Raw genomic sequence first — 24144 nt, 5'->3', positions numbered from 1 at the left:
TGCATGGCAGGCGTATGTGCCCAGATCACCACACGCCCGGGGTCGGCCGCACCCACGTCTCCTCGGACGAAGGGGACTGTCCGGGCGGGCGGTTGTGCGGCGGCCTGGCCAACAGGGCGCCCATGCCACAGGTGTGGGAGACCGCCGAGAGGACCAGGCCGGCGCCGATCGGCCCGGCCAGCAGGTGCCCGGCCAGCAGGTGCGCGGCCAGCAGGTGCCCGGACAGCCGGCGCGCGGCCAGGACGCGTGGGCCCCGGCCACCCGCGAGGCCGGGCGGGAGCGGCGGCGAGGGCGGCGGTCGAGGGCGGTGGGCGCCGTGGGGGAAGCTCCCGGGGGAGGGGAGTCGCTCCCCCGAGAACCGAGGTGCGGCCCGGTAGGCTCGGGTCTCCTTGAGAGGACGGGGGCCGGACGTGAAGATCCTCATCAGCGCCGACATGGAGGGCGCCACCGGCGTCACCTGGCCGGCCGACGTACTGCCCGGGACGCAGGAGTGGCAGCGGTGCCGGTCGATGTTCACCTCGGACGTCAACGCCGCCGTGCTCGGCTTCTTCGACGGCGGCGCGGACGAGGTCCTGGTCAACGAGGCCCACTGGACCATGCGCAACCTGCTCCTCGAACAGCTCGACGAGCGGGTGGAGATGCTCACCGGTCGGCACAAGTCCCTCTCCATGGTGGAGGGCGTCCAGCACGGGGACGTCGACGGCATCGCCTTCGTCGGCTACCACGCGGGCGCCGGCATGGAGGGCGTCCTCGCCCACACCTACCTGGCCAACTCCCTCACCGGCGTGTGGCTGAACGACGTACGGGCCAGTGAGGGGCTGCTCAACGCGCACGTCGTCGCCGAGTACGGGGTGCCGGTCGTCCTCGTCACCGGCGACGACATGGCCTGCGAGGACGCGCTCGGGTACGCGCCCGAGGCGCTGAAGGTCGCGGTCAAGGACCACGTCTCCCGGTACGCGGCCGTGTGCCGTACCCCGGCCCGCACCGCCGCCGACATCCGGGCGGCGGCGAAGGAGGCGACGCAGCTGGCGGTCCGTCAGGAGCCTTTGAGCGGCGGGCCGTTCACGGTCGCCGTGGAGTTCGATGCCGAGCACCTCGCGATGGCGGCCACCGTCGTGCCCGGCGTCGCCCGTGTCGGCGAGCGGAAGATCGCGTACACCAGCGGCACCATGTACGAGGGCATCCGTACCTTCAAGGCGGTCACCACGATCGTCTCGGCCGCGATCGAGGAGCAGTATGGCTGAGAAGCGGGATCGGGACCGGGGGCGGAATCCGGAGCGGCGGCAGAGGCGGGAGCGGCATGGCTGACGCGCAGGCGCGGGACGAGGTCGTCCGGTTCACCTCCGACCTCATCCGCATCGACACCACCAACCGGGGCGGCGGCGACTGCCGCGAACGGCCCGCCGCCGAGTACGCCGCCGCGCTGCTCGCCGAGGCGGGCATCGAGCCGACGCTCCTCGAACGCACCCCGGGGCGGACCAACGTCGTCGGGCGGATCGAGGGCGCCGACCCGGCCGCGGACGCGCTGCTGGTCCACGGCCACCTGGACGTGGTCCCCGCGGAAGCCGCCGACTGGAGCGTCCACCCCTTCTCGGGGGAGGTGCGGGACGGGGTCGTGTGGGGGCGCGGCGCCGTCGACATGAAGAACATGGACGCGATGATCCTGGCCGTGCTGCGGGCCTGGGCCCGGCAGGGCGTGCGGCCCCGGCGCGACCTCGTCATCGCCTTCACCGCCGACGAGGAGGCCAGCGCCGAGGACGGCTCCGGGTTCCTCGCCGACCGGCATCCGGGACTCTTCGAGGGCTGCACCGAGGCCATCGGCGAATCCGGGGCGTTCACCTTCCACGACGGCGCCGGGCGCGAGATCTATCCCATCGCCGCGGGCGAGCGCGGCACCGGCTGGCTGAAGCTCACCGCACGTGGCCGCGCCGGACACGGCTCCAAGGTCAACCGGGAGAACGCGGTGACCCGCCTGGCCGCCGCCGTCACGCGCATCGGCGAGTACGAATGGCCCCTGCGGCTCACCCCGACGGTGAGCGCCGCCCTCACCGAACTCGCCGCGCTGTACGGCGTCGACGCCGACCTCCACGACGTGGACGCTCTGCTGGCGAAGCTCGGCCCGGCGGCCTCCCTGGTCGAGGCGACCGTCCGCAACAGCGCCAACCCGACCATGCTGGGCGCCGGTTACAAGATCAACGTGATCCCCGGGGAGGCCGTCGCTCATGTCGACGGCCGCTATCTCCCGGGCGGCGAGGCCGAGTTCCGCGCGACACTCGACCAACTCACCGGCCCCGACGTCGACTGGGAGTTCCACCATCGCGAAGTCGCTCTCCAGGCACCCGTGGACGCCCCGCTCTTCGCCCGTATGCGCGCCGCCGTCGAGGAGTTCGCGCCCGAGGGGCACGTGGTGCCGTACTGCATGTCCGGCGGTACGGACGCCAAGCAGTTCTCGCGGCTCGGCATCACCGGCTACGGCTTCGCACCGCTGAAGCTACCGGAGGGCTTCGACTACCAGGCCCTCTTCCACGGCGTCGACGAGAGGGTCCCGGTGGAGGCGCTGCACTTCGGCGTCCGCGTGCTCGACCGGTTCCTGCGGACGGCCTAGGCGAACGGGGAGAACGTGCAGGTCCTGCCGTACGGTTCCTGGTCCTCACCCATCGACGCGACCCTCGCGGCGACCCACGACGGGCGCCCCGAGTACGTCGGGTTCGTCGGCGACGAGGTGTGGTGGACCGCCCCCCGGCCGGCCGAGCAGGGCCGCCGCACCCTCGTCCGGCGACGGCCCGACGGCACGGAGGAGTCCGTGCTGCCCGCCCCCTGGAACGTCCGCAGCCGGGTCGTCGAGTACGGCGGGCAGCCGTGGGCCGGTGCCGTGCACGACGGCCGGCTCCTCGTGGTGTTCGTGCACTTCGCCGACCAGCGCTTGTACGTGTACGAGCCCGGGTCCGCGCCCGACGGCGAGCCGCGCCCGCTCAGTCCCGTCTCGTCCGTGGGCGGCGGACTGCGCTGGGTGGAGCCGCAGTTGCTGCTGGAGCGCGGTGAAGTGTGGTGCGTGCTGGAGGAGTTCACGGGCGAGGGGCCGACCGACGTGCGCCGGGTGCTGGCCGCGGTGCCGCTGGACGGCTCGGCCGCCGACGATCGCGCCGCCGTGCGGGAACTCACCGACGACCGCCGCCGGTTCGTCACCGGAGCCCGCCTCTCGTCCGACGGCCGCCGGGCCGTCTGGCTGGCCTGGGACCATCCGCTGATGCCGTGGGAGGGCACGGAGGCGGTCGTCGCCGACGTGATGGGTGACGGCACTCTGAGCGACGCCCGGGTCGTGGCCGGCGGGCCGGGGGAGTCGATCGCCCAGGTCGACTGGATGCGGTCGGCGTACGACGGACAGCGGTCCGCAGGCGACTGCCTACTGTATACAAGCGACCGCAGCGGCTGGTGGAACCTGTACCGCGACCACCAGCCCCTCTGCCCCCGCGAGGAGGAGTTCGGCGGCGCCCTGTGGAAGCTCGGACAGCGCTGGTTCGCACCGCTGGAGAGCGGGCTCGTCGCCGTCGTGCACGGCCGGGGGGCCACCGTGCTCGGGATCCTCGATCCGGAGACCGGTGAGCTCGTCGACGCGGCCGGACCGTGGACGGAGTTCGCGTCCACCCTCGCGGTGCACGGTGAACGCGTCGTCGCCGTCGCGGCCAGTCCGCGCAGCGCGTACGAGGTGGTGGAGCTGGACGTCAGGACCGGCCGGACGCGGGTGATCGGCGCCGCGCACGACGACGCGGTGGATCCGGCCTACTACCCCGAGCCCCGGATCCGTACCTTCACCGGCCCCGACGGCCGTGACATCCACGCGCACGTCTACCCGCCCCACCACCCCGGGCAGGTCGCGCCCGGCCACGAACTCCCGCCCTACGTCGTCCGGGCGCACGGCGGGCCCACCGATCGCGCCCCGCTCGTACTGGATCTGGAGATCGCCTACTTCACCTCCCGGGGCATCGGGGTCGTCGAGGTCGACTACGGCGGCTCGACGGGGTACGGGCGGGAGTACCGGGAGCGGCTGCGCGAGCAGTGGGGCGTGGTCGACGTCGAGGACTGCGCGGCCGTGGCCCTGGCGCTCGCCGACGAGGGCACCGCCGACCGCCGGCGGCTGGCCGTCCGGGGCGGCAGCGCGGGCGGCTGGACCGCCGCGGTCTCGCTGGCCGGCACCGACGTCTACGCCTGCGGCACGATCCGCTACCCCGTGCTGGACCTGGTGGGCTGGGCGACGGGGGAGACGCACGACTTCGAGTCGCGCTACCCGGACAGTCTCGTCGGGCCCCTCGCTCAGGTGCCCGCCCGGTACGCGGAACGCTCGCCGATCGAGCACGCCGACCGGATCACCGTGCCGTTCCTGCTCCTTCAGGGGCTGGACGACGTGATCTGCCCGCCGGTCCAGTGCGAGCGGTTCCTGACCCGGCTCACCCGATCGGCCGGGCGGCCGGTGCCGCACGCGTACCTCGCGTTCGAGGGGGAGGGGCACGGCTTCCGGCAGGCGGCCACGACGGTGCGCGCGCTGGAGGCCGAGCTGTCGCTGTACGCTCAGGTCTTCGGGCTGCGCCCGCCCGGAATCCCCAGGTTGGAGCTTGTGCGGTGAAGGAACTCGTGCGGCCGTCCCGGCTCGCCCCCGGCGCCCGGGTCGCGGTCGTCGCGCCCAGCGGGCCGGTGGCGGAGGAGCGGCTACAGGCAGGCCTCGACCTGTTGCGCGGCTGGGACCTCGACCCGGTGGTCGCCCCTCATGTGCTGGACCGGCACGACCGGCTGCCGCACCTCGCGGGCACCGACGCCGACCGGGCCGCCGACCTCCAGCGCGCCTGGTGCGATCCGGGTGTCGACGCCGTGCTGTGCGCACGCGGCGGCTACGGCGCGCAGCGGATCGTCGACCTGCTCGACTGGGACGCGATGCGGGCGGCCGGACCGAAGGTGTTCGTCGGCTTCAGCGACAGCACCACCCTGCACGAGGCGTTCGCCGTCCGGCTGGGCCTGGTCACGCTGTACGGCCCCGCGGCCGCGGGCATCGACTTCATCAAGAGCGCCCGGGGACAGGAGCACCTCCGGGCCACCCTGTTCGCCCCGGAGACCGTCCGCACGCTCGCCTCCACCGGTACGCCCCTCGCCGCGGGCCGGGCGCGGGGCGTCACCCTGGGCGGCTGTCTGGCGCTGCTGGCCACCGGCTACGGCACCCCGCACACCCGGTCCGGGGCCCGCGGCGGGCTGCTGCTGATCGAGGACGTGGGAGAGCGGCCCTACAGCGTCGACCGGGCCCTCACCCAACTCCTGCGCACCGGATGGCTGGACGGCGTCGCGGGTGTCGCGCTCGGCTCCTGGGACGGGTGCGGCCCCTACGAGGAACTGCGCCCGGTCCTCGTGGACCGGCTCGGCGGCCTCGGCGTGCCCGTGGTCGAGGAGCTCGGGTTCGGGCACTGCGAGGGGGCGCTGACCGTGCCCTTCGGCGTGCCCGCCGTACTCGACGCCGACGAGGGCACACTGACCCTCGACATCCCCGCGCTGCGCTGAGCTCCCGGCCGCCTCACCCGGGGGCGCCTCTCACCGTGCGTGGGCGCGGCGCAGGGCTCACGCTGGTCGTATGAGCCCGAAGACCTCGAAGGCGTCCCGGAGCGGCGGCAGGAACGAAGCGCTGACGCCGGGCCGGATCGTCGTCCTGGCGCTCGCCGTCCTCACCCTGATCTTCATCTTCCAGAACACCCAGCCCACGAAGATCCGGCTGCTGATCCCCGAGGTGACGGTGCCGCTGTGGACGGCGCTCCTGGCGATGTGGGTCATCGGCGTCCTGTGCGGTGTCTCCTTCGCCTATTTCAGGAAACGGCGCAGGTGACCTCGTCGTAGGCTGTCCCGATGCCGCACACCGCATCCCGTTATCTCGCCGAGGGCCCCCGGGTGGGCATACGCCACTTCACCTACGAGGACGGGCCGGAGTTCACCGCCCGCGCGCGGGAGAGCAAGGACCTGCACCACCCGTGGCTGTTCCCGCCGGCCACCGCCGACGCGTACACGGCCTACGCGGGCCGACTGATCGAGGACCCGTCGAAGGCGGGCTTCCTGGTGTGCACCCTGGAGGACGGGGCGGTCGCCGGGTTCGTCAACATCAACAACATCGTCGAGGGCGGCTTCCGGTGCGGCGCCCTGGGCTACGGCGTCTTCGCGCACGCGGCCGGGCGCGGACTGATGCGCGAGGCGCTCGATCTGGTGGTGGGCCACGCGTTCGGACCGATGCGGCTGCACCGGCTGGAGATCAACGCGCAGCCCGGCAACGTCGCCTCGCTCGCCCTCGCCCGCGGCTGCGGCTTCCGCCGGGAGGGCTTCTCCCCGAAGATGATCTACATCGACGGGGAGTGGCGCGACCACGAGCGGTGGGCGATCACCGCCGAGATGCGGACTTGCGGTTGATCTTCATGGTGTCGAGGTCGGTGACCGTCGACCGCAGCCCGGTGAAGCCGTGGCCGAGTTCCCGCAGCGTCGCCTCGGCGCGCTCCTCGGCGAGCGCGCCCGCCATCTCCTCGCCGTCCGCCGCGTCCGACACCACCACGTAGCGCATCGAGAAGTGCTTCAGCGGCGACGGCTCGTACGACAGCGTGCCCTCCTCGGTGAACCGCATGCTCGTCAGACCGTGGTCGGCGGCCTCGGCGAGGAGACGGGCCCGGCCCTCGTCGCCGAGGCCGTCCCAGGTGCCCCGGACGATCACCCGGTAGGTGTGCTGCTCGGTCACTGCCACTCCTTCGTGCCTGCCGTCGAACGCCCGACTCTACGTCCGCGACGACCCACCGCACGCGGAATTTCGCCGCGCCCGACGCCTCACGATCCGCGCCGGTCGACGTACTCGTACACCGCTCCGTCCGGGTGCCGGGCGATCAGGTTGCGGCCCGCCGGCGTCGGCACCGGGCCGGCGATCACGTCCGCGCCCAGCTCGGTGAGGGTCCGGTGGGCCTCCTCGACGTCCGCGACGGCGATCGTCGCGGCCACCTTGCGCAGCAGCTCCAGCTCCGCCGGCGGTCCGCTCATCAGCAGGAAGCAGCCGACCGCGGCCACTTGTACGCCGCCCCGCTCGAAGCGGAGCGCGCCGGCGCCCGCCAGCCGCTCGTAGAAGGGGACCGAGGTCTCCAGATCGTCGACACAGACACGCAGTGTGGCTCCCAGAATGTCCATGCGGACGAGCGTAGTTGGGGCGGCCGCGGTGAGGTGATCCCTTCACCCGATCCCCGCCGCACCGCCGTTCCGGCGTGCCGGCGTGCCGGTCCGTGGAGTTAAGCGTCCATGACAGCGGGTACCCGAGGTCCATGGAGCGCATGGATCACCTGGAGCATCTGGACAAGCATCTGGTCGACGAGCTGGCGCAGGTGGCGCGCGAGACGATCCGCGAGGAACTGCGCGAGCAGACCCGCAAGCAGCGCCGTACGGCGATGCTCTACGCGGCGTCCGGCGCCGTCGCCCTCTACGCGGGCGCGGCCGTCGCCCTCGCGGTGGGGCTGGCCCTCGGCATCGGCCTGCCCGACTGGGCCGCGGCGCTGATCACCGCCGCGATCCTCGCAGTCGTGGCGTACCTGCTGCGCGGCGCCGCCAGGCCGCACGCCTCGTCCCCGCCCACGGCCGGACTCGAGGCCGCACCGGACAAGCACCCCGGGCGGGTCATCGGCGGTACGCCGCCGGCCGGGCCGCCCGGTGGTACCGGACTGCCCTACCCCCCGATGCCGCCGACCGCGCCCGGCGCCCATGTGCCGGCACCGGGCGATGCGCCGCGCGCCGACGACATCGATCCCGAGGGCCCGCACCGGGCCTGACAGGCGGAGCGCATCCGCCGAAGTGACGCACCCGCGTCACGTGTTCGGCATCCGGCCGGCCCCGCGGCACATGCTGCCGCGGGGCCGGCCGGTGTGCGCGGCCGTTCCCCGGTGCCGCCGGGGCGTCGCGCTCCGGACACCGGGCGGCCGCAGGGGACGCCGGCGCACGTTTGGCGGCTCCTGCCGGGGGGACGCGGAAACCTTCGTACGACAACCGCCCGCACCCCTTCGGAGGCCCACCGTGAGGCGTCCCCGCATCGTGATCGTCGGAGCCGGCTTCGCCGGGTACCGCACGGCCCGTACCCTGGCGCGGGCGGCCGGAGGACGGGCCGACATCACTCTGCTCAACCCGACCGACTACTTCCTGTACCTGCCCCTGCTGCCCCAGGTGGCGGCGGGCATCCTCGAACCGCGCCGGGTCACCGTCTCCCTGTCGGGGACCCTTCGTGAGGTGCGGCCGGTGCTCGGCGAGGCCGAACACGTCGACCTCGACGCGCGCACCGTCCACTACACGAACCCCGAGGGCGACCGGGGCACGCTCGGCTACGACCGGCTCGTGCTCGCCGCCGGCAGCGTGAACAAGCTGCTGCCCATCCCCGGGATCGCCGAGCACGCGCACGGGTTCCGCGGTCTGCCCGAAGCCCTCTACCTGCGCGATCACCTCACCCGGCAGGTGGAGTTGGCCTCTTCCGGCGACAACGCGGCCGAACGCGCGGCGCGTTGTACGTTCGTCGTGGTCGGCGCGGGCTACACCGGTACCGAGGTCGCCGCACAGGGACAGCTGTTCACCGACGCCCTGGTGCGAGCCCACCCCCTGCGCCGGGGCATCCGGCCGCGCTGGCTGCTCCTCGACGTCGCCTCGCGCGTCCTGCCCGAACTGGACGAACGGCTCTCCCGCACCGCCGACCGGGTGCTGCGCGAAAGGGGCGTCGAGGTGCGCATGGGTACCTCCGTCAAGGAGGCCACCCGTGACGGAGTCCTGCTGACCGACGGCGAGTTCGTCGACACCCGCACCCTGGCGTGGTGCGTGGGCGTACGGCCCGATCCGCTCGCGGAGTCGCTCGGGCTGCCCATGGAACGCGGGCGGCTGCTGGTCGAACCGACGCTTCAGGTGCCGGGCAGGCCCGAGGTGTTCGCGTGCGGCGACGCGGCCGCCGTGCCGGATCTGGAGAGGCCCGGGGAGTACACGCCGATGACCGCGCAGCACGCCTGGCGGCAGGGCAAGGTGGCCGGGCGGAACGTCGCCGGCTCTCTCGTCGCGGGCGGCGGTGCGACCGGTCTGCGGCCGTACCGGCACAAGGACATGGGGTTCGTCGTGGACCTGGGCGGGGTGCAGGCCGCCGCCAATCCGCTCGGCGTCCACCTGTCCGGCCCGGCGGCCGGCGCGGTCGCCCGCGGCTACCATCTCGCCGCCATGCCCGGCAACCGGGTGCGCGTCGCCGCCGACTGGCTGCTGGACGCCGTACTCCCGCGCCAGGACGTCCAGTTGGGCCTGGTCCGGTCCTGGTCTGTGCCGTTGGACACGGAGTCGCCGGAACTGGCACGGGTACCGGGAGACCACAGGCGCGATGCGGCGGCTTCCGGCCCCGGCGCGGCCACCGAGGAGGACGTGCACACCGGGAACGACGCGCATGACGCGGGCGGCATGAATCCGGACGACATGAATCCGGACGACATGAACACGGACCACAGGAACGAGGCGAACGACGTGAAGGACGTGAACGACGTGAAGGACGTGAACAAGGCGACCGGCGGGTCCGGCGAGAAGCACCCCGCCCCGGAGGACGGCTCCCAGTCGATCACCTCGCCGACACCCGAGGTGGGACGGCATTCGGGCGGTGGGAGCGGGTCCCGCGTGGGGCAGTCGTCGCCGGAGGAGGGCTCCCAGTCGATCGACTCGCCGACACCCGAGGTGGGCCGGCACAGTTCCGGACCGGCGACCCCGCACGACGACGAGTCCGCGGGCGAGCCGGGCGGGAACCGGCGGGACCCCGAGTCCGCGAGGAAGCAGTCCGGTCGGGGGGAAGCCGGGAACGAGCCCGGTGCCGCGGAACGCGGCGACAGCCGCGCAGAGGGAGACCGGTAGCCTGATGGACACCGTCGAACTCACCGAACTGGGACAGCAGTTGCGCGTCGACAGTGTGCGCGCCTCCGCCGCCGCGGGGTCCGGGCATCCGACGTCCTCGATGTCGGCCGCGGACCTGATGGCCGTACTGCTCGCGCACCACCTCCGCTACGACTTCGACCGCCCGGCGCACCCGGGCAACGACCGCTTCGTCCTCTCGAAGGGCCATGCCTCCCCCCTGCTGTACTCGGCCTACAAGGCCGCCGGGGCCATCGACGACGAGGAGCTCCTGACCTTCCGGCAACTCGGCAGCCGGCTCGAGGGACACCCCACCCCGCAGCGGCTGCCGTGGGTCGAGACGGCCACCGGCTCGCTCGGCCAGGGGCTCCCGGTGGGCGTCGGCATCGCGCTGGCCGGGAAGCGGCTGGACCGCACCGGGTACCGCGTGTGGGTGCTGTGCGGGGACAGTGAGATCGCCGAGGGCTCGGTGTGGGAGGCGGCCGAGCACGCGGGCCACGAACACCTCGACAACCTCACGGTGATCGTCGACGTCAATCGGCTCGGCCAGCGCGGCCCCACCCGGCACGGCCACGACCTCGGCGCCTACGCCCGCCGTTTCCAGGCGTTCGGCTGGCACACGATCGAGATCGACGGGCACGACGTGGACGCCGTCGACCGCGCCTACGGCGAGGCGGCCTCCACCCTGGGGCAGCCCACCGCGATCCTCGCCCGCACCCTCAAGGGCAAGGGCGTCCGGTCCGTCGAGGACCGTGAGGGCATGCACGGCAAGCCGCTGCCCGACGCCGACGAGGCGATCGAGGACCTGGGCGGCCTCCGCGACCTGCGGGTCCACGTGCACGAGCCGACCGACGCCCGCATGCTGCACTCCGTCCCGACCGCGCCCCTGGTGCTGCCCCGCTGGGAGGGGGAGGAGCGCGAGAAGGGCGTGGCGACCCGTGACGCCTACGGCAAGGCCCTCGCCGCCCTCGGCGCCGCCCGCGAGGACGTCGTCGCCCTCGACGGCGAGGTGAGCGACTCCACCCGCGCCGAGGCCTTCGCCAAGGAGCATCCCGACCGGTTCTTCGAGTGCTACATCGCCGAACAGCAGCTCGTCGCCGCCGCGGTCGGCCTCGCGACGCGCGGCTGGGTGCCGTACGCCTCGACGTTCGCCGCCTTCCTGACCCGGGCGCACGACTTCGTCCGGATGGCCGCGGTCAGCGGGGCCGGCATCAACCTCGTCGGCTCGCACGCGGGGGTCGCCATCGGACAGGACGGGCCCTCGCAGATGGGCCTGGAGGACCTGGCGATGTTCCGGGCCGTGCACGGTTCGACCGTGCTGTACCCGTGCGACCCCCACCAGACCGCCCGGCTCGTCGGCGCCATGGCAGGACTGGACGGCGTCCGCTATCTGCGCACCTCACGCGGGGCCTACCCGGTGCTCTACGGGCCGGACGAGGAGTTCCCCGTCGGCGGCAGCAAGGTGCTGCGCTCCTCCGACCGGGACCGGTTGACGATCGTCGCGGCCGGCGTCACCGTGCACGAGGCGCTGAAGGCCGCCGAGGCGCTCGACGGCGAGGGCATCGCGGTGCGGGTGATCGACCTGTACTCGGTCAAGCCCGTCGACCGGGCCACGCTGCGCCGGGCCGCCGAGGAGACCGGCCTGCTGCTGAGCGTGGAGGACCACCACGAGCAGGGCGGCCTCGGGGACGCGGTCCTCGATGCCTTCCTCGACGGGCGGCCGGTGCCCCGGCTGGTGCGGCTCGCCGTCCGGACGATGCCCGGTTCGGCGAGCCCGGCCGAGCAGCTGCACGCCGCGGGCATCGACGCCGAGTCGATCGCCGCGTCCGCCCGGCTGCTGGTGGAGCAGGCGATCGTGCCGTGAGCGGTGACGGCGTACGGAAGGTGCGGGTGGGCCGCCGCAGCGTCGAGATCCACCGGCCGGACAAGGTGCTCTTCCCCGGCGGCGGGGAGGCGAAGCAGTACACGAAGGGCGACCTCGTCGCGTACTACCGGTCGGTCGCCGCGTTCATGGTTCCGCAGCTGCGCGGCCGTCCGCTGATGCTGGAACGGCATCCGGACGGGATCGACGGGCCCCGCTTCATGCAGAAGAACACCCCCGAGCACTACCCGGAGTGGATCACGCGGGCCGAGGTGGCCAAGGAGGACGGCACCGTCCGCCACACCGTCTGCGACGACTCGGCCACCCTCGCCTACCTCGCCGACCAGGCGTGCCTCACCCTGCACCGCTGGCTGTCCCGGGTCGGCCGGGTCGACCGTCCGGACCTGATGGTCTTCGACCTCGACCCGGCCGACGGCTCCCGGTTCGCCGCGGTCGTGGACGCCGCCGAACGGCTCGGCGAGCTCCTCGACGAGCTGCGGCTGCCTTCGGCCCTGATGACGACGGGCTCGCGCGGACTGCACGTCGTCGTCCCGGTCGACGGGCACGACGACTTCGACGAGGTGCGCGGCTTCGCCCGGGACGCCGCCGAGCTGCTCGTCGCCGAGCACCCCGACCGGCTGACCACGGCCCCCCGTAAGAAGGACCGCGGCGACCGGCTCTACCTGGACGTCCAGCGCAACGGCTACGCGCAGACCGCCGTCGCCCCCTTCTCGGTGCGCGCGCTGCCGGGGGCGCCCGTCGCCACGCCCCTCACCTGGGAGCAACTGCGCGACCCGGAGCTCGGCCCGCGCCGCTGGACCATCGCCGACGCCGCCGAGCAGGCCCACGCCCGTCCCTGGTCGGCGCTGACGGGCCGCGGGCGCGCCCTGGGCCCGGCCCGGCGCCGGCTCGACGCACTCCGTTCCGCGTGAAGGTTTGACCAAGAGCCTTTGGGCCACCCGGAAGAAGAGGTGGCCATGGTGAACACAAAAAGCACATCACAGTCACATGCATCACGTAATTCACATGACACGCGTGAATCACGCGAATCGCCCGAATCCGGCGATACGCAAGGTTCACGAACTCGACAGACCTCACAGGTATCGAAGACGTCACAGGCATCAAAGACGTCGCAGACATCAAAGACTTCACAGAGACCGCAGAGACCGCAGAGATCGCGAAGTTCGCAGAGTCCGCAGAGCGCGCGGACTCCGACGAGCGAGGAAGGCAAGGACGACGTGGCGGACGACCGGCCGAGCCCCATGGAGGTGCTGCGCCAGGCGCGCGCCCAGCTCACGGAGCTGACGGGGATGACCGCCGAGAGCGTCTCCTCCTTCGAGCAGACGGAGGACGGCTGGTCCCTGGACGTCGAGGTCCTGGAGCTGTCCCGGGTGCCCGACACGATGAGCCTGATGGCGAGCTATCAGGTCGATCTCGATCCCGGGGGGCAGCTCACCGGATACCGGCGCGTTCGCCGCTACGAGCGTGGACGCTCCGACGCACACCGGCCGGGCGGCCGCTAGGCCGCCGGCCCGCAGACATTCCCGATCATCCAATCCCAGACAAGGAGGCGCGGTCGACATGACCGTTGTCCCGGCACAACAGTCCGGCGGTGGAGGCGGCTCCAGCGGCCTCTACGACGTGCTGGAGCTCGTCCTCGACAGGGGTCTCGTCATCGACGCGTTCATACGGGTCTCCCTGGTCGGAATCGAGATCCTCAAGATCGACGTACGCGTCGTGGTCGCCAGCGTCGACACCTACCTGCGCTTCGCCGAGGCGTGCAACCGGCTGGACCTGGAGGCGGGGCCGCGCAAGAGCCCGGGCCTGCCCGACCTGGTCGGCGAGATCACCGAGTCCGGCGCCCGCGGCAAGTCCAAGGGTGCGCTGTCCGGCGCCGCGGAGACCATCTCCGGCGCTTTCAAGCAGGCCCGTGACGAGGGCTCCTCCCAGGAGGAGCGGGAGTCCAGGCCGAGGGCGCGCAAGAGCACCACCGCGCGCAGGAAGGAGGAGCAGGAGTGAGCACCTACGTATACGGCATCGTCGCGAGCTCGCACCCCGACCTTCCGGAAAGCCTGGTCGGCGTCGGCGATCCGGCCCTGCCGGTGCGCGTCCTGAAGGAGGGCGCCCTGGCGGCGGTCGTCAGCGACGCCCCCGAGGGGCTGCGACCCAAACGCAGGGAGCTGCTCGCCCACCAGACCGTGCTCGCCGAGGCGGGCGCGGACGGCTGCGTGCTGCCCATGCGGTTCGGCAGCGTCGCCCCCGACGACAGTTCCGTCACCGGGGTCCTCGCCGAGCGCACCGAGCACTACGAGGAGCGCCTGCGGGCCCTCGACGGCAAGGTCGAGTACAACATCAAGGCCACGCACGTCGAGGAGGCCGTCCTGCACCAGGTGATGGCCGAGAGTCCCGAACTGCGGAGCCTCGCGGAGGCCAACCGGCAGTCGGGCGGCGGCAGTTACGAACAGAAGATCCAGCTCGGCGAGATGGTCGCCGCGGCGGTCAAGGCCAAGGAGGCCGAGGACGCGGCCGACGTGCAGCAGAACCTCGAGCCGCTGGCCGCGGCCACCAGTGTGGGCCCCGAGTCCACCGGCTGGCTGGTCAACGTCTCGTTCCTGGTGGACCGCGACTCGGCGGCCCGGTTCCTGGAGGCCGCGGAGGAGCTCCGCAAGGGCCGTCCGCACCTCGAACTGCGGGTCAACGGGCCGCTGCCGCCGTACAGCTTCGTCGAACCCGGCCCGGCCGAACCGGCGGGCACCACCACGGAGTAGGTGCGCCATGGGACTCATCTCAGAGGTGCTGTTGCTGCCGTTCGCCCCGGTGCGCGGTAGCGGCTGGGTGATCGGACAGGTGGTCCAGGAGGCCGAGCGGATCTACTACGACCCCGCCACGGTCCGGTCCGAACTCGCCCGTCTGGAAGAGCGGTTGGACGCCGGCGAGATCACTGCGGAGGAGTTCGACGAGCAGGAGGACGAACTCCTCGACCGGCTGGAGAGCGCGACGCGCAGAAGCACGGGAACGGACGACGGGTGGACAGGATGAACCGAACGGCATTGGGTCTCGCGGTCGGGGCCGGGTACTTCCTCGGACGTACCAAGAAACTGAAGCTGGCTTTCGCCGTCGGCTCCCTGGTGGCCGGCAAGCGGATGAACCTGACTCCCAAGGGCATCGCGGACCTGGTCTCCCAGCAGCTGAAGGACAATCCGCAGTTCAAGGAGATCGGGGACCAGCTGCGCCAGGACCTGCGCGGGGTCGGCAAGGCCGCCTCCGGCGCCATGGTCGAGCGGCAGATCGACGCGCTCGCTGACCGGCTGCACGGCCGCACCGCCGAGGTGCGCGACCAGCTCGAGGGCGTCGTGCCCGGCGGGCAGGACGCGGACGACGAGGCGGACGAGGAGTACGAGGAGCCTCAGGACGCCGAGGACGACGAGGACGCCGAGGACGACGAGGAGCCGCAGGACGCCTCCGAGGACGACGACGACGGCGAGGACGAGGGCGAGGACGAGGGGCCGCCGAAGAAGACGGCCAAGAAGGCGCCCGCGAAGAAGACGGCGAAGAAGGCGCCCGCCAAGAAGGCGCCCGCCAAGAAGGCTCCGGCCCGTGCCACGGCCGCGAAGAAGACCGCGTCCGCCGGCAAGCCGGGCGCGAGGACCGCATCGAGGGCCGCCTCGGGTACCACCTCCCGGGCCCGGCGGCCGAAGGGAGGCGGCGACCGATGACCGAAACCCTCGGATCCGCCAAGTCCGCGGCCGGCAAGGCGGCGGGCGGCAACCCGCTCTCCGGGGTCGCCCACAGCGACGCCGCGGACCGGCTCAAGGAAGAAGTGCAGGAGTACCTCGCCGCGCAGGCCACGCGTCTGCTGACCGGCGTCGGCCACAAGCTCGGGGACACCACGGCCAAGCTCAACGACATCGCCGAGGGCAACAGCCCGGGCTTCGCCAAACTCGCCCTCGAAGGCGGCCGCAAGGTCGCCGAGGGCAAGGGGCCGCTGCGCACCGCGCTGGAGCTCGGCGGGTCGCGGGTCAAGGACAAGGTGACCGGCGCGTTCAAGAACCTCGGTGGCAAGGGCGGCAAGGGCAAGAAGAGCGCGGGCAAGAAGCCGACCGTGATCATGGAGACGATCGACGTCGGCGTGTCGCTGCGCACCGCCTACGACCAGTGGACGCAGTACCAGGACTTCAGCACCTTCGCCAAGGGCGTCAAGAGCGCGAACCGCGCCGACGACACCACCAGCGACTGGCAGGCGAAGGTCTTCTGGTCCAACCGCAGCTGGAAGGCGAAGACCACCGAACAGGTGCCGGACGACCGGATCGCCTGGACCTCGGAGGGCGCCAAGGGCACGACGAAGGGCGTCGTCTCCTTCCATGAGCTCGCCGACAACCTCACCCGGATCCTGCTGGTCATCGAGTACTACCCGACCGGTCTCTTCGAGAAGACCGGCAACATCTGGCGTGCCCAGGGCCGCCGTGCCCGCCTCGACCTGAAGAACTTCGCCCGCTTCATCACCATCAAGGGGGAGGCGGAGGACAGCTGGCGCGGTGAGATCCGCGACGGCGAGGTCGTCAAGTCCCACGAGGACGCGGTCGCCGAGGAGGACGAAGAGAACGAGGAGAACGGCGAGCCCGAGGACGGCGAGCCCGAGGACGGCGCCGAGGCGCGGGATGCCGAGGACGACCGCCCGCAGGACGATGAGGAGTACGAGGACGAGGGCCCGTACGCCGAGGACGAGGAAGCGGAGGACGAGGAGGCGGAGCCCGAGGGCGAGTACGAGGAGGAGGAAGAGGAGGGCGAGCCGGAGGCCGCCGAGGACGAGTACGAGGAGTACGACGAGGAGGAGCCCGAGGAGGAGCCCCGGGCCGAGGACACGCGTGCCAAGGGCAGGAGCCGGCGATGAGCATGCCGAGCCGGATGCCGGAGCCGTACGGCCAGGGCGGCGGAGCCAACCTCGCCGACATCCTGGAGCGTGTCCTCGACAAGGGCATCGTCATCGCCGGCGACATCCGCATCAACCTGCTCGACATCGAACTGCTCACCATCAAGCTCCGCCTCATCGTCGCCTCGGTCGACAAGGCCAAGGAGATGGGCATCGACTGGTGGGAGGACGACCCGGCCCTCTCCTCCGGCGCCCGCCGCAACGAACTCGCGCGTGAGAACGCCGATCTGCGGGAGCGGCTGGCGCGGCTGGAGGAGCTGGAGCTGGGTCGCGCTCCGGAGGAGAGCCGGGCCCTGAAGGAGGGCCACACCCCGAGGGAGGGTCGCGCCCCGAGGGAGAGCCGCACCAAGGAGAGCCGCGCCCCCAAGGACGTCCGAGAGGAGTCACCATGACCGGACTGCGTTACGTGTACGCCGTCTGTCACCCCCTCGGCGCGCCCCTCCAGGCCGCCCTGTCGGGGGTGGCGGGCGATCCGCCCAGGCTGCTCACCCACCGCGGCCTCATCGCCGTGGTCAGCCATGTGCCGGAGCGGGACTTCGGTCAGGAGCCGCTCCGGCGCCGTCTGGAGGACCTGGACTGGCTGACGGAGACCGCCCGCGCCCATCAGCAGGTGATCGACGCCCTCACGGCCGTCACCACTCCGCTGCCGCTCCGGCTCGCCACGGTGTTCCGGGACGACAGCGGCGTCCGCGTGATGATGGAGGAGCGCGAGGAGGACTTCCGGCGCGTCCTGGACCGGCTCGCGGGGCGGGTCGAGTGGGGGGTGAAGGTGTACGTCGAGCCCGAGGCGCAGGAGGCCGGGCCGACGGCGAGCAAGCCCGCTTCGGGCCGGGACTACCTGATGCAGCGGCGCACGAAGGCGCGGGCCCACGACGACACCTGGCAGCGGGCCGAGCGGTTCGCGGGGAGTCTTCACGAGCGGTTGTCCGCGTACGCCGAGGACGCCCGCCTCCACCCGCCGCAGAACTCCGCCCTTTCCAAGGCGTCCGGACAGAATGTGCTGAACGCCGCCTATCTCGTTCCGCGCGCGGAGTCCGAGGAATTCGTGGAAATGGTGGACCGCACCAAGGGGGAGGAATCCGGAATGCGGGTGGAACTCACGGGGCCCTGGGCGGCCTATTCCTTCGTGGAGTCCGCCGGTGATCCGGGAGCCGTGGACCTGGGCGCCGTGCAGCCGGGGGAGGGCGTATGACCGTCGTGGAGCGCCGTGAGGTCGCCCTGGTCGACCTGCTCGACCGGCTGCTGGCCGGCGGGGTCGTCATCACGGGGGACATCACGCTGCGCATCGCGGACGTCGACCTCGTCCGCATCGACCTCAACGCGCTGATCAGCTCCGTCAACGAGCAGGTACCGTCGCCATGGGGGGAGTCGCTGTGACCGAACGCCGCAACCATCTCGACCTCGAACCCGACACCGTCGAGCGCGACCTGGTCAAACTCGTCCTGACCGTGGTGGAGTTGCTGCGCCAGCTGATGGAACGGCAGGCGCTGCGCCGCTTCGACACGGGGGATCTGAGCGAGGACCAGGAGGAGCGGATCGGGCTGACCCTGATGCTGCTCGACGACCGCATGGCCGAGCTGCGCGACCGCTACGGACTGCGGCCCGAGGACCTGAATCTGGACCTCGGGCCGCTGGGACCGCTGCTTCCCCGGGAGTGATAGCGCCCGCCCGGGGAAAGGCGGTGGTATGTCGTGGTCGTTGTTTCAGATCACCACCTGTACCAGCGCCCCCTGCCGCCCGCGGAATTGGTTCCGCGAGCCAGGAAGCCGATCAGCCAGATGACGAGAACCGCGAGGGCGATCCACCAGAGCAACTTCACCGCGAATCCGGCGCCGAAAAGAATCAGCACCAGGAGCAGAACCAGCAGAACGGGAACCATAGTGTCAACCTCCTGCACTGCGGGTTTCCCGGATTGCGGAAATCATTCGCAATTTTCATTGACGAACCACCCGAACCGCCCGCGGGTCAGGCGGCCTTTCGGCACAGGATCTCCGCGTGCAGGACGCTGAACCAGCCGTCCTCCCGCCGCCCCCACTCCCGCCAGGCCTCCGACACGGCGCGCAGTTCCGCCGCCGTGGCGTGCCCGCCCTGCGTGGCGCGCTCCGCGTACGCCGACGCCACGGTGCGGTCGGCCCACAGGCCGCTCCACCAGGCCCGCTCCTCCGCGGTGCTGAAGGTCCAGGTGGCCGAGGTGGCCGTGATGTCGGTGAGGCCGGCGGCCAGCGCCCAGGACTTCAGCCGGCGCCCGGCGTCCGGTTCGCCGCCGTTGGCCCGGGCCACCCGGCGGTACAGGTCCAGCCAGTCGTCCATCCCGGACGAGGCGGGATACCAGGTCATCGCCGCGTAGTCCGAGTCGCGGACCGCGATGTAGCCGCCCGGCCTCGTCACCCGCAGCATCTCGCGCAGCGCCTGCACCGGGTCGCCCACGTGCTGGAGCACCTGATGGGCGTGGACGACGCAGAAGGTGTCGTCCGGGTAGGCCAGGGCGTGTACGTCGGCGACCGCGAAGTCGACGTTGGTCAGACCCCGCTCGTCGGCCGTGGCCCGCGCCTGCTCCAGGATCCCCGGCGCGTGGTCGACGCCGGTGACGTGTCCGTCGGGGACCAGGGCGGCCAGGTCGGCGGTGATGGTGCCCGGGCCGCAGCCGATGTCCAGGACCTTCATATGGGGCTTCAGCGAACCGAGCAGGTAGGCCGCGGAGTTGGCGGCGGTCCGCCAGGTGTGCGAACGCAGCACCGACTCGTGGTGTCCGTGCGTGTAGACGGCCGTCTCCTGTGCTTTCGGCATGGCACTACCCCTTCTCGACGAACCGGGTCCCCGGTTCCCTCACCGTACGCCGATGCCCGGATCGTGAGACCATTCGTCTTGATATATGGGCTGACGGTGCGTCAGTCACCGTCCGTGTCCCGGTGGCTTCGCCGACGCAGGCGCGCAGCGTGCCGGACGGCGAACGCGGCGCCCACGCCCAGCGCCGCGCCCGCGAGCACGTCGCTCGGGAAGTGGACGCCCGTGTACACCCGGGACATCGCCACCGAGAACGCGACCGGCGCCACCACCGCGCCCCACGTCGGCGACTCCAGGGCGACCCCGGCCGCGAAGGCCGCCGCCGACGCGGAGTGACCGGACGGGAAGGAGGTGGTGATCGGCTGTCGCTTCAGCCGCCGCGCTCGGGGCACCGCGTCCAGCACGGGCCGGGACCGGCGCACCGAGCGCTTGCCGAGGGTGTTGATGGTGAGGGAGGCCAGGCCGAGGGAGGTCAGCCCGCGCACGGCGGCGCGGCGGGCCCGGGGCGTGCCGGACACGGCGAGGGCCGCCGCCGTCGCGAACCAGAGCACGCCGTGGTTCGCGCTGCGGCTCAGCCGCGGCAGGACCGGCTCGGCGGCCGGCCAGTGCCGCTCGGCGGCGAACGCGAACACCTGGTCGTCGAGGGCGAGGAACAGATCGCGCAGGCCGTGCCTGCCGGGCTTCAAGGCGGTGAGATCGACATCGGGCATCATGCGCTGCGGGTACCCTGAAGTGGCCGTTTCTTGTGCGGGGGCGGCACTCGACACCGGAGGGTCACTGCATGCGACTGCTGCTCGTCCGCCACGGCCAGACCCCCACGAACGTGGACTACCTGCTCGACACCGCCGTCCCCGGCCCCGGCCTCACCGAACTCGGCGCCCGGCAGGCCGCCGCCCTGCCGCAGGCCCTCGTCGACGAGGACGTCGAGACCCTCTACGCCTCCACCCTCGTGCGCACCCAGCTCACCGCCGCCCCGCTGGCCGCCGCCCGCGGCCTCGACGTCCTCGTCCGCGACGGCATCCGGGAGATCTCCGCGGGCGACCTGGAGATGGTGCCCGGCAACTCGGAGCGCGGCGAGCTCTACATGCGCACGGTGTTCGCCTGGGCGGCGGGCGACCTCGCACTGCGCATGCCGGGCGGGGAGAGCGGCGCCGAGTTCCTGGCGCGCTACGACGCCGTGGTCGCCGAGGCCGCGGCGAGCGGCGCGGGGACCGTCGCGATGGTCAGCCACGGCGCCGCGATCCGCGCCTGGGCGGCCGCCCGCGCCGTCAACGTCGACGTTCCCTACGCCGCCGCCCACCGCCTCGCCAACACCGGCACCGTCGTCCTCGACGGCTCCCCGGCCGACGGCTGGAAGGCCCTGTCCTGGGCGGGCGCGACGGTCGTGCCCGCGGGGGAGGGCGGCCCTGCGGGACAGCCGCTGGCCGGGGCCGGCGGCTGACGGGCGACGGCACGCCTGCCCCGGTCCCCGGCGCATAACGGTTTGCCGCATCCCGTGGGCGGCCCGCAGAATGCGTCCTCATGGGACACCTGGAAGCCGCGCACCTCGAGTACTACCTCCCCGACGGGAGGGCGTTGCTCGGCGACGTGTCCTTCCGGGTGGGCGAAGGGGCCGTGGTGGCGCTGGTCGGACCCAACGGCGCCGGCAAGACGACCCTGCTGCGGCTGATCTCGGCCGAGCTGAAACCGCACGGCGGGACCGTCACCGTGTCCGGCGGCCTCGGCGTGATGCGCCAGTTCGTGGGCTCCGTGCGGGACGAGACGACCGTCCGCGACCTGCTGGTGTCCGTGGCCCCGCCCCGCATCCGTGAGGTCGCGCAGGCCGTCGACAAGGCCGAGCACGCGCTGATGACGGTCGACGACGAGGCCGCGCAGCTCCAGTACGCGCAGGCCCTCGCCGACTGGGCCGAGGTGCGCGGGTACGAGGCCGAGACCCTGTGGGACATGTGCACGATGGCCGCGCTCGGCGTCCCCTACGACAAGGCGCAGTTCCGTCTCGTACGGACCCTCTCCGGCGGTGAGCAGAAGCGGCTCGTGCTGGAGGCGCTGCTGCGCGGCACCGACGAGGTGCTGCTGCTCGACGAGCCGGACAACTACCTCGACGTGCCCGGCAAGCGGTGGCTGGAGGAACGGCTGAAGGAGACCCGCAAGACGGTCCTCTTCGTCTCCCACGACCGCGAACTCCTCTCCCGCGCCGCCGAGAAGATCGTCTCCGTCGAGCCCGGCCCGGCCGGAGCCGACGCCTGGGTGCACGGCGGCGGCTTCGCCACCTACCACGAGGCCCGCCGCGAACGCTTCGCCCGCTTCGAGGAGCTGCGCCGGCGCTGGGACGAGAAGCACGCCCAGCTGAAGAAACTGGTCCTGAATCTCCGTCAGGCCGCTTCCATCAGCCATGAGTTGGCGTCCCGCTACCAGGCCGCCCAGACCCGGCTGCGCAAGTTCGAGGAGGCCGGCCCGCCGCCGGAGCCGCCCCGTGAGCAGGACATCACGATGCGCCTCAAGGGCGGCCGCACCGGCGTGCGGGCGGTCACCTGCAAGGGCCTGGAGCTCACCGGTCTGATGAAGCCCTTCGACCTGGAGGTCTTCTACGGCGAGCGGGTCGCCGTCCTCGGTTCCAACGGCTCGGGCAAGTCGCACTTCCTGCGGCTGCTGGCCGGCGACACCGTGACGCACACGGGGGAGTGGAAGCTCGGCGCGCGGGTGGTGCCGGGGCACTTCGCCCAGACCCACGCCCACCCCGAGCTGCTCGGCCGCACCCTCCTGGACATCCTGTGGAGCGAACACTCCCAGGACCGGGGAGCGGCCATGTCCCGGCTGCGCCGCTACGAGCTGACCCAGCAGGCCGAACAGAGTTTCGACCGGCTCTCCGGCGGCCAGCAGGCCCGGTTCCAGATCCTGCTGCTGGAACTTCAGGGCGTCACGGCCCTGCTCCTCGACGAGCCGACCGACAACCTCGACCTGGAGTCCGCCGAAGCCCTCCAGGAGGGCCTCGAGGCCTTCGACGGCACGGTCCTCGCCGTCACCCACGACCGCTGGTTCGCCCGCTCCTTCGACCGTTACCTGGTCTTCGGCAGCGACGGCCGGGTCCGGGAGACCGCGGAGCCCGTGTGGGACGAGCGGCGCGTGGAGCGGGCCAGGTAGGGATCCCGCTCAGGAGCCGGGCCGCACGGAGGCCCGGGGGCCCGAATGTTCGTACAGTGGATGCGGAGACGTGCTCCCGGGCGGGGTACCCGAACCGTATGGACGCACACGACGAGCGGGGCATGACCATGACCGGAGTCGACCCGGACCGGCTGGACGACCAGCAGCTGATGAAAGAGCTGGAGACGATCCACCGCACGCGCCACGACACCCTGCTGTACGGCTCGAACGACGCCCTGCGCGCCCACAACGGCCGCATGGCCCAGCTGGAGGGCGAGTACCTGCGCCGTAACCCGCGCCGCTTCGTCTCGCCGGGCCGCACCCGGGACGGGGCGAGGGAACGGGCCGTCGGTCCCGACGAGGTCCACGCGCGCCAGGCCCCGGCCGGGAGCCGGGCGGCCGGGGAGGGCGGCTCGGCGGGCGCTCCGGTCGGCAAGTGGGGCCCGGGAACGGGAAACGGCCCCGGCGGGGCCTGAGCCCACCGGAGCCGCCCTACCGCCGACCGGCGGTCAGCCCGCTTCTTGTGCGAACACGTCCAGGAACGTCTCGCGGAAGGCCTTCAGGTCGTCCGGCTTGCGGCTGGTGACGAGCTTGTTGGGTCCGTGGTCGCAGACCTTCACCTGCTCGTCGACCCAGGTGGCGCCCGCGTTGCGCAGATCCGTCGCGAGGCTCGGCCACGAGGTCAGGACACGGCCCCGTACGACGTCCGCCTCCACGAGGGTCCAGGGGGCGTGACAGATCGCGGCGACCGGGCGGCCCTGCTCGAAGAAGTCCTTGACGAACGCCACGGCCCTGCCGTCGGTGCGCAGGAAGTCGGGGTTGGCCACGCCGCCCGGCAGGACCAGCCCGCCGAAGGACTCCGCCGACGCCTCACCGACGACCTCGTTCACTTGGAACGTGTCGGCCTTGTCGAGATGGTTGAACGCCTGGACCTCGCCGGACTCGGTCGACACCAGGACGGGCTCGTGGCCCGCGTCCACCGCCGCCTGCCAGGGGTCGGTGAGCTCGACCTGTTCGACGCCTTCGGGCGCCGTCAGAAACGCGATGCGCATGAGGGTTCAACATCCTTTCCGTGTCGTTGCGGCCCTTGTGTCGGGGGGCCCGATCCCGTCGGCCGGGTCCCGCGCCGTCACCGGCCGCTCCCGACCAGTGCCTCGGCCAGCTCCTGGACCGTGGCGTAGCGGTCCTTGCCCGGCAGTCGCCGCACCGCTTCCACCAGCGCGTCCGGCGCGTTCTTGCGGCGCAGGCCCACGGCCAGCGCGCCCGCGCCCGCGGGGAAGGAACTCCGTCCCAGGGTCCGCGCCAGCTCCAGCCGCACGGTCTCCAGCGTCGCCCGGGGGCTCCCGGGCACCACCGGCCCGCCCCAGATCTCGGGGTCGTCCTCGGCGGACGGCTCGGGGTCGTGCCACTCCTCCACCCGCGTGGGGTGTCCGGACCTCAGCAGACCCTGCAATTCGTGCTTCATCTCGTCGTCCCGGTGCACGCTCAGCCGGTCGCTGCCTCGCTGCATGTCTCTCCCTCCGGG

29 protein-coding genes and 2 pseudogenes are annotated in these 24144 nt (G+C 72.3%); 23 read left to right on the top strand and 8 right to left on the bottom strand.

Annotated elements, in window-relative coordinates:
- Nucleotides 1–25: 25 nt before the first annotated feature.
- The gene (locus ACIRPU_RS35245; protein ID WP_403874696.1) at nt 26–424 is read right to left on the bottom strand and encodes a hypothetical protein; all 399 of its coding nucleotides are present in this window, start codon (nt 422–424) and stop codon (nt 26–28) included.
- Here ACIRPU_RS35245 and ACIRPU_RS35240 point away from each other — a divergent pair.
- The 6 genes from ACIRPU_RS35240 to ACIRPU_RS35215 all read left to right on the top strand — a co-directional run bounded on the left by ACIRPU_RS35240 (nt 411) and on the right by ACIRPU_RS35215 (nt 6432).
- Nucleotides 411–1244 (top strand): M55 family metallopeptidase, encoded by an 834-nt coding sequence (locus ACIRPU_RS35240; RefSeq protein ID WP_403874694.1) that lies wholly within the window; start codon nt 411–413, stop codon nt 1242–1244. The two genes, ACIRPU_RS35245 and ACIRPU_RS35240, sit on opposite strands and share 14 nt — an antisense overlap.
- Before the next feature lie 56 nt (nt 1245–1300).
- Complete coding sequence (locus ACIRPU_RS35235; protein WP_403874692.1) at nt 1301–2605, top strand: M20/M25/M40 family metallo-hydrolase; 1305 nt, start codon at nt 1301–1303, stop codon at nt 2603–2605.
- A gap of 15 nt (nt 2606–2620) precedes the next feature.
- Nucleotides 2621–4621, top strand: coding sequence for a S9 family peptidase (locus tag ACIRPU_RS35230; protein WP_403874690.1), 2001 nt, complete (start codon nt 2621–2623; stop codon nt 4619–4621).
- Nucleotides 4618–5541: an LD-carboxypeptidase gene (locus ACIRPU_RS35225; protein ID WP_403874687.1), complete on the top strand. Its 924-nt coding sequence runs from the start codon at nt 4618–4620 to the stop codon at nt 5539–5541. Before ACIRPU_RS35230 ends, ACIRPU_RS35225 begins: the two co-directional genes overlap by 4 nt.
- A 70-nt stretch (nt 5542–5611) precedes the next feature.
- Nucleotides 5612–5860 carry a lipopolysaccharide assembly protein LapA domain-containing protein gene (locus ACIRPU_RS35220; RefSeq protein ID WP_403874685.1) on the top strand — a complete coding sequence of 83 codons (249 nt, stop codon included), beginning with the start codon at nt 5612–5614 and terminating at the stop codon, nt 5858–5860.
- Nucleotides 5861–5880: 20 nt separating this feature from the next.
- Nucleotides 5881–6432, top strand: a complete 552-nt coding sequence (locus ACIRPU_RS35215; RefSeq protein WP_403874683.1) for a GNAT family N-acetyltransferase — start codon at nt 5881–5883, stop codon at nt 6430–6432.
- On the opposite strand, the gene ACIRPU_RS35210 is transcribed toward ACIRPU_RS35215, so the two are convergent.
- Both ACIRPU_RS35210 and ACIRPU_RS35205 read right to left on the bottom strand, forming a co-directional pair.
- Entirely contained in the window at nt 6404–6751 is a 348-nt protein-coding gene (locus tag ACIRPU_RS35210) for a DUF6204 family protein (protein WP_355705819.1), read from the bottom strand. The genes ACIRPU_RS35215 and ACIRPU_RS35210 overlap by 29 nt on opposite strands.
- An 86-nt stretch (nt 6752–6837) precedes the next feature.
- Complete coding sequence (locus ACIRPU_RS35205; protein ID WP_403874680.1) at nt 6838–7188, bottom strand: VOC family protein; 351 nt, start codon at nt 7186–7188, stop codon at nt 6838–6840.
- Between the two features lie 131 nt (nt 7189–7319).
- On the opposite strand from ACIRPU_RS35205, the gene ACIRPU_RS35200 reads away from it, so the two are divergent.
- The 14 genes and pseudogenes from ACIRPU_RS35200 to ACIRPU_RS35135 all read left to right on the top strand — a co-directional run bounded on the left by ACIRPU_RS35200 (nt 7320) and on the right by ACIRPU_RS35135 (nt 18352).
- The gene (locus ACIRPU_RS35200) at nt 7320–7820 is read left to right on the top strand and encodes a phage holin family protein (RefSeq protein ID WP_355705821.1); all 501 of its coding nucleotides are present in this window, start codon (nt 7320–7322) and stop codon (nt 7818–7820) included.
- Between the two features lie 241 nt (nt 7821–8061).
- Nucleotides 8062–9906, top strand: a complete 1845-nt coding sequence (locus ACIRPU_RS35195; RefSeq protein ID WP_403874677.1) for an FAD-dependent oxidoreductase — start codon at nt 8062–8064, stop codon at nt 9904–9906.
- Nucleotides 9907–9910: 4 nt separating this feature from the next.
- Complete coding sequence (locus ACIRPU_RS35190) at nt 9911–11767, top strand: transketolase (RefSeq protein WP_403874675.1); 1857 nt, start codon at nt 9911–9913, stop codon at nt 11765–11767.
- A complete protein-coding gene (gene ligD, locus ACIRPU_RS35185) occupies nt 11764–12696 on the top strand; it encodes a non-homologous end-joining DNA ligase (RefSeq protein ID WP_403874673.1) in 933 nt (310 codons plus the stop codon). Before ACIRPU_RS35190 ends, ligD begins: the two co-directional genes overlap by 4 nt.
- A gap of 264 nt (nt 12697–12960) precedes the next feature.
- A pseudogene (locus tag ACIRPU_RS35180) lies at nt 12961–13287 on the top strand (gas vesicle protein); the annotation flags it as partial.
- 58 nt (nt 13288–13345) lie between these two features.
- Complete coding sequence (locus ACIRPU_RS35175; RefSeq protein WP_384118818.1) at nt 13346–13783, top strand: gas vesicle structural protein GvpA; 438 nt, start codon at nt 13346–13348, stop codon at nt 13781–13783.
- The gene (locus ACIRPU_RS35170; RefSeq protein WP_403874671.1) at nt 13780–14532 is read left to right on the top strand and encodes a GvpL/GvpF family gas vesicle protein; all 753 of its coding nucleotides are present in this window, start codon (nt 13780–13782) and stop codon (nt 14530–14532) included. Before ACIRPU_RS35175 ends, ACIRPU_RS35170 begins: the two co-directional genes overlap by 4 nt.
- A gap of 7 nt (nt 14533–14539) precedes the next feature.
- Nucleotides 14540–14803, top strand: coding sequence for a gas vesicle protein GvpG (locus ACIRPU_RS35165; protein ID WP_403874669.1), 264 nt, complete (start codon nt 14540–14542; stop codon nt 14801–14803).
- Entirely contained in the window at nt 14800–15480 is a 681-nt protein-coding gene (locus tag ACIRPU_RS35160; RefSeq protein WP_403874667.1) for a DNA primase, read from the top strand. Before ACIRPU_RS35165 ends, ACIRPU_RS35160 begins: the two co-directional genes overlap by 4 nt.
- Nucleotides 15477–16655 carry an SRPBCC family protein gene (locus tag ACIRPU_RS35155; protein ID WP_403874665.1) on the top strand — a complete coding sequence of 393 codons (1179 nt, stop codon included), beginning with the start codon at nt 15477–15479 and terminating at the stop codon, nt 16653–16655. Before ACIRPU_RS35160 ends, ACIRPU_RS35155 begins: the two co-directional genes overlap by 4 nt.
- Nucleotides 16652–17086: a gas vesicle protein gene (locus tag ACIRPU_RS35150; protein ID WP_384118828.1), complete on the top strand. Its 435-nt coding sequence runs from the start codon at nt 16652–16654 to the stop codon at nt 17084–17086. Before ACIRPU_RS35155 ends, ACIRPU_RS35150 begins: the two co-directional genes overlap by 4 nt.
- Nucleotides 17083–17886 carry a GvpL/GvpF family gas vesicle protein gene (locus tag ACIRPU_RS35145; RefSeq protein WP_403874664.1) on the top strand — a complete coding sequence of 268 codons (804 nt, stop codon included), beginning with the start codon at nt 17083–17085 and terminating at the stop codon, nt 17884–17886. Before ACIRPU_RS35150 ends, ACIRPU_RS35145 begins: the two co-directional genes overlap by 4 nt.
- Nucleotides 17883–18071 (top strand): gas vesicle protein, encoded by a 189-nt coding sequence (locus tag ACIRPU_RS35140; RefSeq protein ID WP_057602494.1) that lies wholly within the window; start codon nt 17883–17885, stop codon nt 18069–18071. The genes ACIRPU_RS35145 and ACIRPU_RS35140 overlap by 4 nt, the downstream gene beginning before the upstream one ends.
- Nucleotides 18068–18352, top strand: coding sequence for a gas vesicle protein K (locus ACIRPU_RS35135; RefSeq protein ID WP_355705832.1), 285 nt, complete (start codon nt 18068–18070; stop codon nt 18350–18352). Before ACIRPU_RS35140 ends, ACIRPU_RS35135 begins: the two co-directional genes overlap by 4 nt.
- A 50-nt stretch (nt 18353–18402) precedes the next feature.
- Here the strand turns inward: ACIRPU_RS35135 and ACIRPU_RS35130 are convergent, their stop codons facing one another.
- The 3 genes from ACIRPU_RS35130 to ACIRPU_RS35120 form a co-directional block, all read right to left on the bottom strand.
- Nucleotides 18403–18573, bottom strand: coding sequence for a hydrophobic protein (locus ACIRPU_RS35130; RefSeq protein ID WP_403874662.1), 171 nt, complete (start codon nt 18571–18573; stop codon nt 18403–18405).
- 86 nt (nt 18574–18659) lie between these two features.
- Nucleotides 18660–19481, bottom strand: a complete 822-nt coding sequence (locus ACIRPU_RS35125) for a class I SAM-dependent methyltransferase (RefSeq protein ID WP_403874660.1) — start codon at nt 19479–19481, stop codon at nt 18660–18662.
- A 101-nt stretch (nt 19482–19582) separates the two neighbouring features.
- Nucleotides 19583–20191 (bottom strand): phosphatase PAP2 family protein, encoded by a 609-nt coding sequence (locus ACIRPU_RS35120; protein WP_403874658.1) that lies wholly within the window; start codon nt 20189–20191, stop codon nt 19583–19585.
- A 68-nt stretch (nt 20192–20259) separates the two neighbouring features.
- Between ACIRPU_RS35120 and ACIRPU_RS35115 the strand changes: the two genes are divergently transcribed.
- From ACIRPU_RS35115 to ACIRPU_RS35105, 3 genes and pseudogenes are all read left to right on the top strand, one after another.
- On the top strand, nt 20260–20919 hold the full coding sequence (locus ACIRPU_RS35115) for a histidine phosphatase family protein (protein WP_403874656.1): 660 nt from the start codon (nt 20260–20262) through the stop codon (nt 20917–20919).
- Between the two features lie 80 nt (nt 20920–20999).
- Nucleotides 21000–22619 carry an ABC-F family ATP-binding cassette domain-containing protein gene (locus ACIRPU_RS35110; protein ID WP_384118839.1) on the top strand — a complete coding sequence of 540 codons (1620 nt, stop codon included), beginning with the start codon at nt 21000–21002 and terminating at the stop codon, nt 22617–22619.
- A 98-nt stretch (nt 22620–22717) separates the two neighbouring features.
- Nucleotides 22718–22972 (top strand): annotated as a pseudogene (locus ACIRPU_RS35105) (DUF6158 family protein); the annotation flags it as partial.
- A 156-nt stretch (nt 22973–23128) separates the two neighbouring features.
- Here the strand turns inward: ACIRPU_RS35105 and ACIRPU_RS35100 are convergent.
- Both ACIRPU_RS35100 and ACIRPU_RS35095 read right to left on the bottom strand, forming a co-directional pair.
- Nucleotides 23129–23671: a type 1 glutamine amidotransferase domain-containing protein gene (locus ACIRPU_RS35100; protein ID WP_403874653.1), complete on the bottom strand. Its 543-nt coding sequence runs from the start codon at nt 23669–23671 to the stop codon at nt 23129–23131.
- A 77-nt stretch (nt 23672–23748) separates the two neighbouring features.
- On the bottom strand, nt 23749–24129 hold the full coding sequence (locus ACIRPU_RS35095; RefSeq protein WP_355705838.1) for a DUF2795 domain-containing protein: 381 nt from the start codon (nt 24127–24129) through the stop codon (nt 23749–23751).
- Nucleotides 24130–24144: the final 15 nt, after the last annotated feature.

Source organism: Streptomyces sp. NPDC102259 (genome assembly GCF_044766465.1).
Classification (GTDB): domain Bacteria; phylum Actinomycetota; class Actinomycetes; order Streptomycetales; family Streptomycetaceae; genus Streptomyces.
The sequence above is the reverse complement of the archived record's forward strand: the minus strand, read 5'-3'. Positions and strand labels throughout refer to the sequence as shown.

Excerpts from the sequence above, each read along its gene's own strand:
- ACIRPU_RS35190 (WP_403874675.1), top strand. The coding sequence starts at position 9,911 with ATGGACACCGTCGAACTCACCGAACTGGGACAGCAGTTGCGCGTCGAC.
- ACIRPU_RS35125 (WP_403874660.1), bottom strand. The coding sequence starts at position 19,481 with ATGCCGAAAGCACAGGAGACGGCCGTCTACACGCACGGACACCACGAG.
- ACIRPU_RS35120 (WP_403874658.1), bottom strand. The coding sequence starts at position 20,191 with ATGATGCCCGATGTCGATCTCACCGCCTTGAAGCCCGGCAGGCACGGC.
- ACIRPU_RS35110 (WP_384118839.1), top strand. The coding sequence starts at position 21,000 with ATGGGACACCTGGAAGCCGCGCACCTCGAGTACTACCTCCCCGACGGG.
- ACIRPU_RS35245 (WP_403874696.1), bottom strand. The coding sequence starts at position 424 with ATGAGGATCTTCACGTCCGGCCCCCGTCCTCTCAAGGAGACCCGAGCC.
- ACIRPU_RS35205 (WP_403874680.1), bottom strand. The coding sequence starts at position 7,188 with ATGGACATTCTGGGAGCCACACTGCGTGTCTGTGTCGACGATCTGGAG.
- ACIRPU_RS35165 (WP_403874669.1), top strand. The coding sequence starts at position 14,540 with ATGGGACTCATCTCAGAGGTGCTGTTGCTGCCGTTCGCCCCGGTGCGC.
- ACIRPU_RS35140 (WP_057602494.1), top strand. The coding sequence starts at position 17,883 with ATGACCGTCGTGGAGCGCCGTGAGGTCGCCCTGGTCGACCTGCTCGAC.
- ACIRPU_RS35235 (WP_403874692.1), top strand. The coding sequence starts at position 1,301 with ATGGCTGACGCGCAGGCGCGGGACGAGGTCGTCCGGTTCACCTCCGAC.
- ACIRPU_RS35160 (WP_403874667.1), top strand. The coding sequence starts at position 14,800 with ATGAACCGAACGGCATTGGGTCTCGCGGTCGGGGCCGGGTACTTCCTC.
- ACIRPU_RS35220 (WP_403874685.1), top strand. The coding sequence starts at position 5,612 with ATGAGCCCGAAGACCTCGAAGGCGTCCCGGAGCGGCGGCAGGAACGAA.
- ACIRPU_RS35200 (WP_355705821.1), top strand. The coding sequence starts at position 7,320 with ATGGAGCGCATGGATCACCTGGAGCATCTGGACAAGCATCTGGTCGAC.
- ACIRPU_RS35115 (WP_403874656.1), top strand. The coding sequence starts at position 20,260 with ATGCGACTGCTGCTCGTCCGCCACGGCCAGACCCCCACGAACGTGGAC.
- ACIRPU_RS35100 (WP_403874653.1), bottom strand. The coding sequence starts at position 23,671 with ATGCGCATCGCGTTTCTGACGGCGCCCGAAGGCGTCGAACAGGTCGAG.
- ACIRPU_RS35095 (WP_355705838.1), bottom strand. The coding sequence starts at position 24,129 with ATGCAGCGAGGCAGCGACCGGCTGAGCGTGCACCGGGACGACGAGATG.
- ACIRPU_RS35130 (WP_403874662.1), bottom strand. The coding sequence starts at position 18,573 with ATGGTTCCCGTTCTGCTGGTTCTGCTCCTGGTGCTGATTCTTTTCGGC.
- ACIRPU_RS35175 (WP_384118818.1), top strand. The coding sequence starts at position 13,346 with ATGACCGTTGTCCCGGCACAACAGTCCGGCGGTGGAGGCGGCTCCAGC.
- ACIRPU_RS35150 (WP_384118828.1), top strand. The coding sequence starts at position 16,652 with ATGAGCATGCCGAGCCGGATGCCGGAGCCGTACGGCCAGGGCGGCGGA.
- ACIRPU_RS35145 (WP_403874664.1), top strand. The coding sequence starts at position 17,083 with ATGACCGGACTGCGTTACGTGTACGCCGTCTGTCACCCCCTCGGCGCG.
- ACIRPU_RS35155 (WP_403874665.1), top strand. The coding sequence starts at position 15,477 with ATGACCGAAACCCTCGGATCCGCCAAGTCCGCGGCCGGCAAGGCGGCG.
- ACIRPU_RS35215 (WP_403874683.1), top strand. The coding sequence starts at position 5,881 with ATGCCGCACACCGCATCCCGTTATCTCGCCGAGGGCCCCCGGGTGGGC.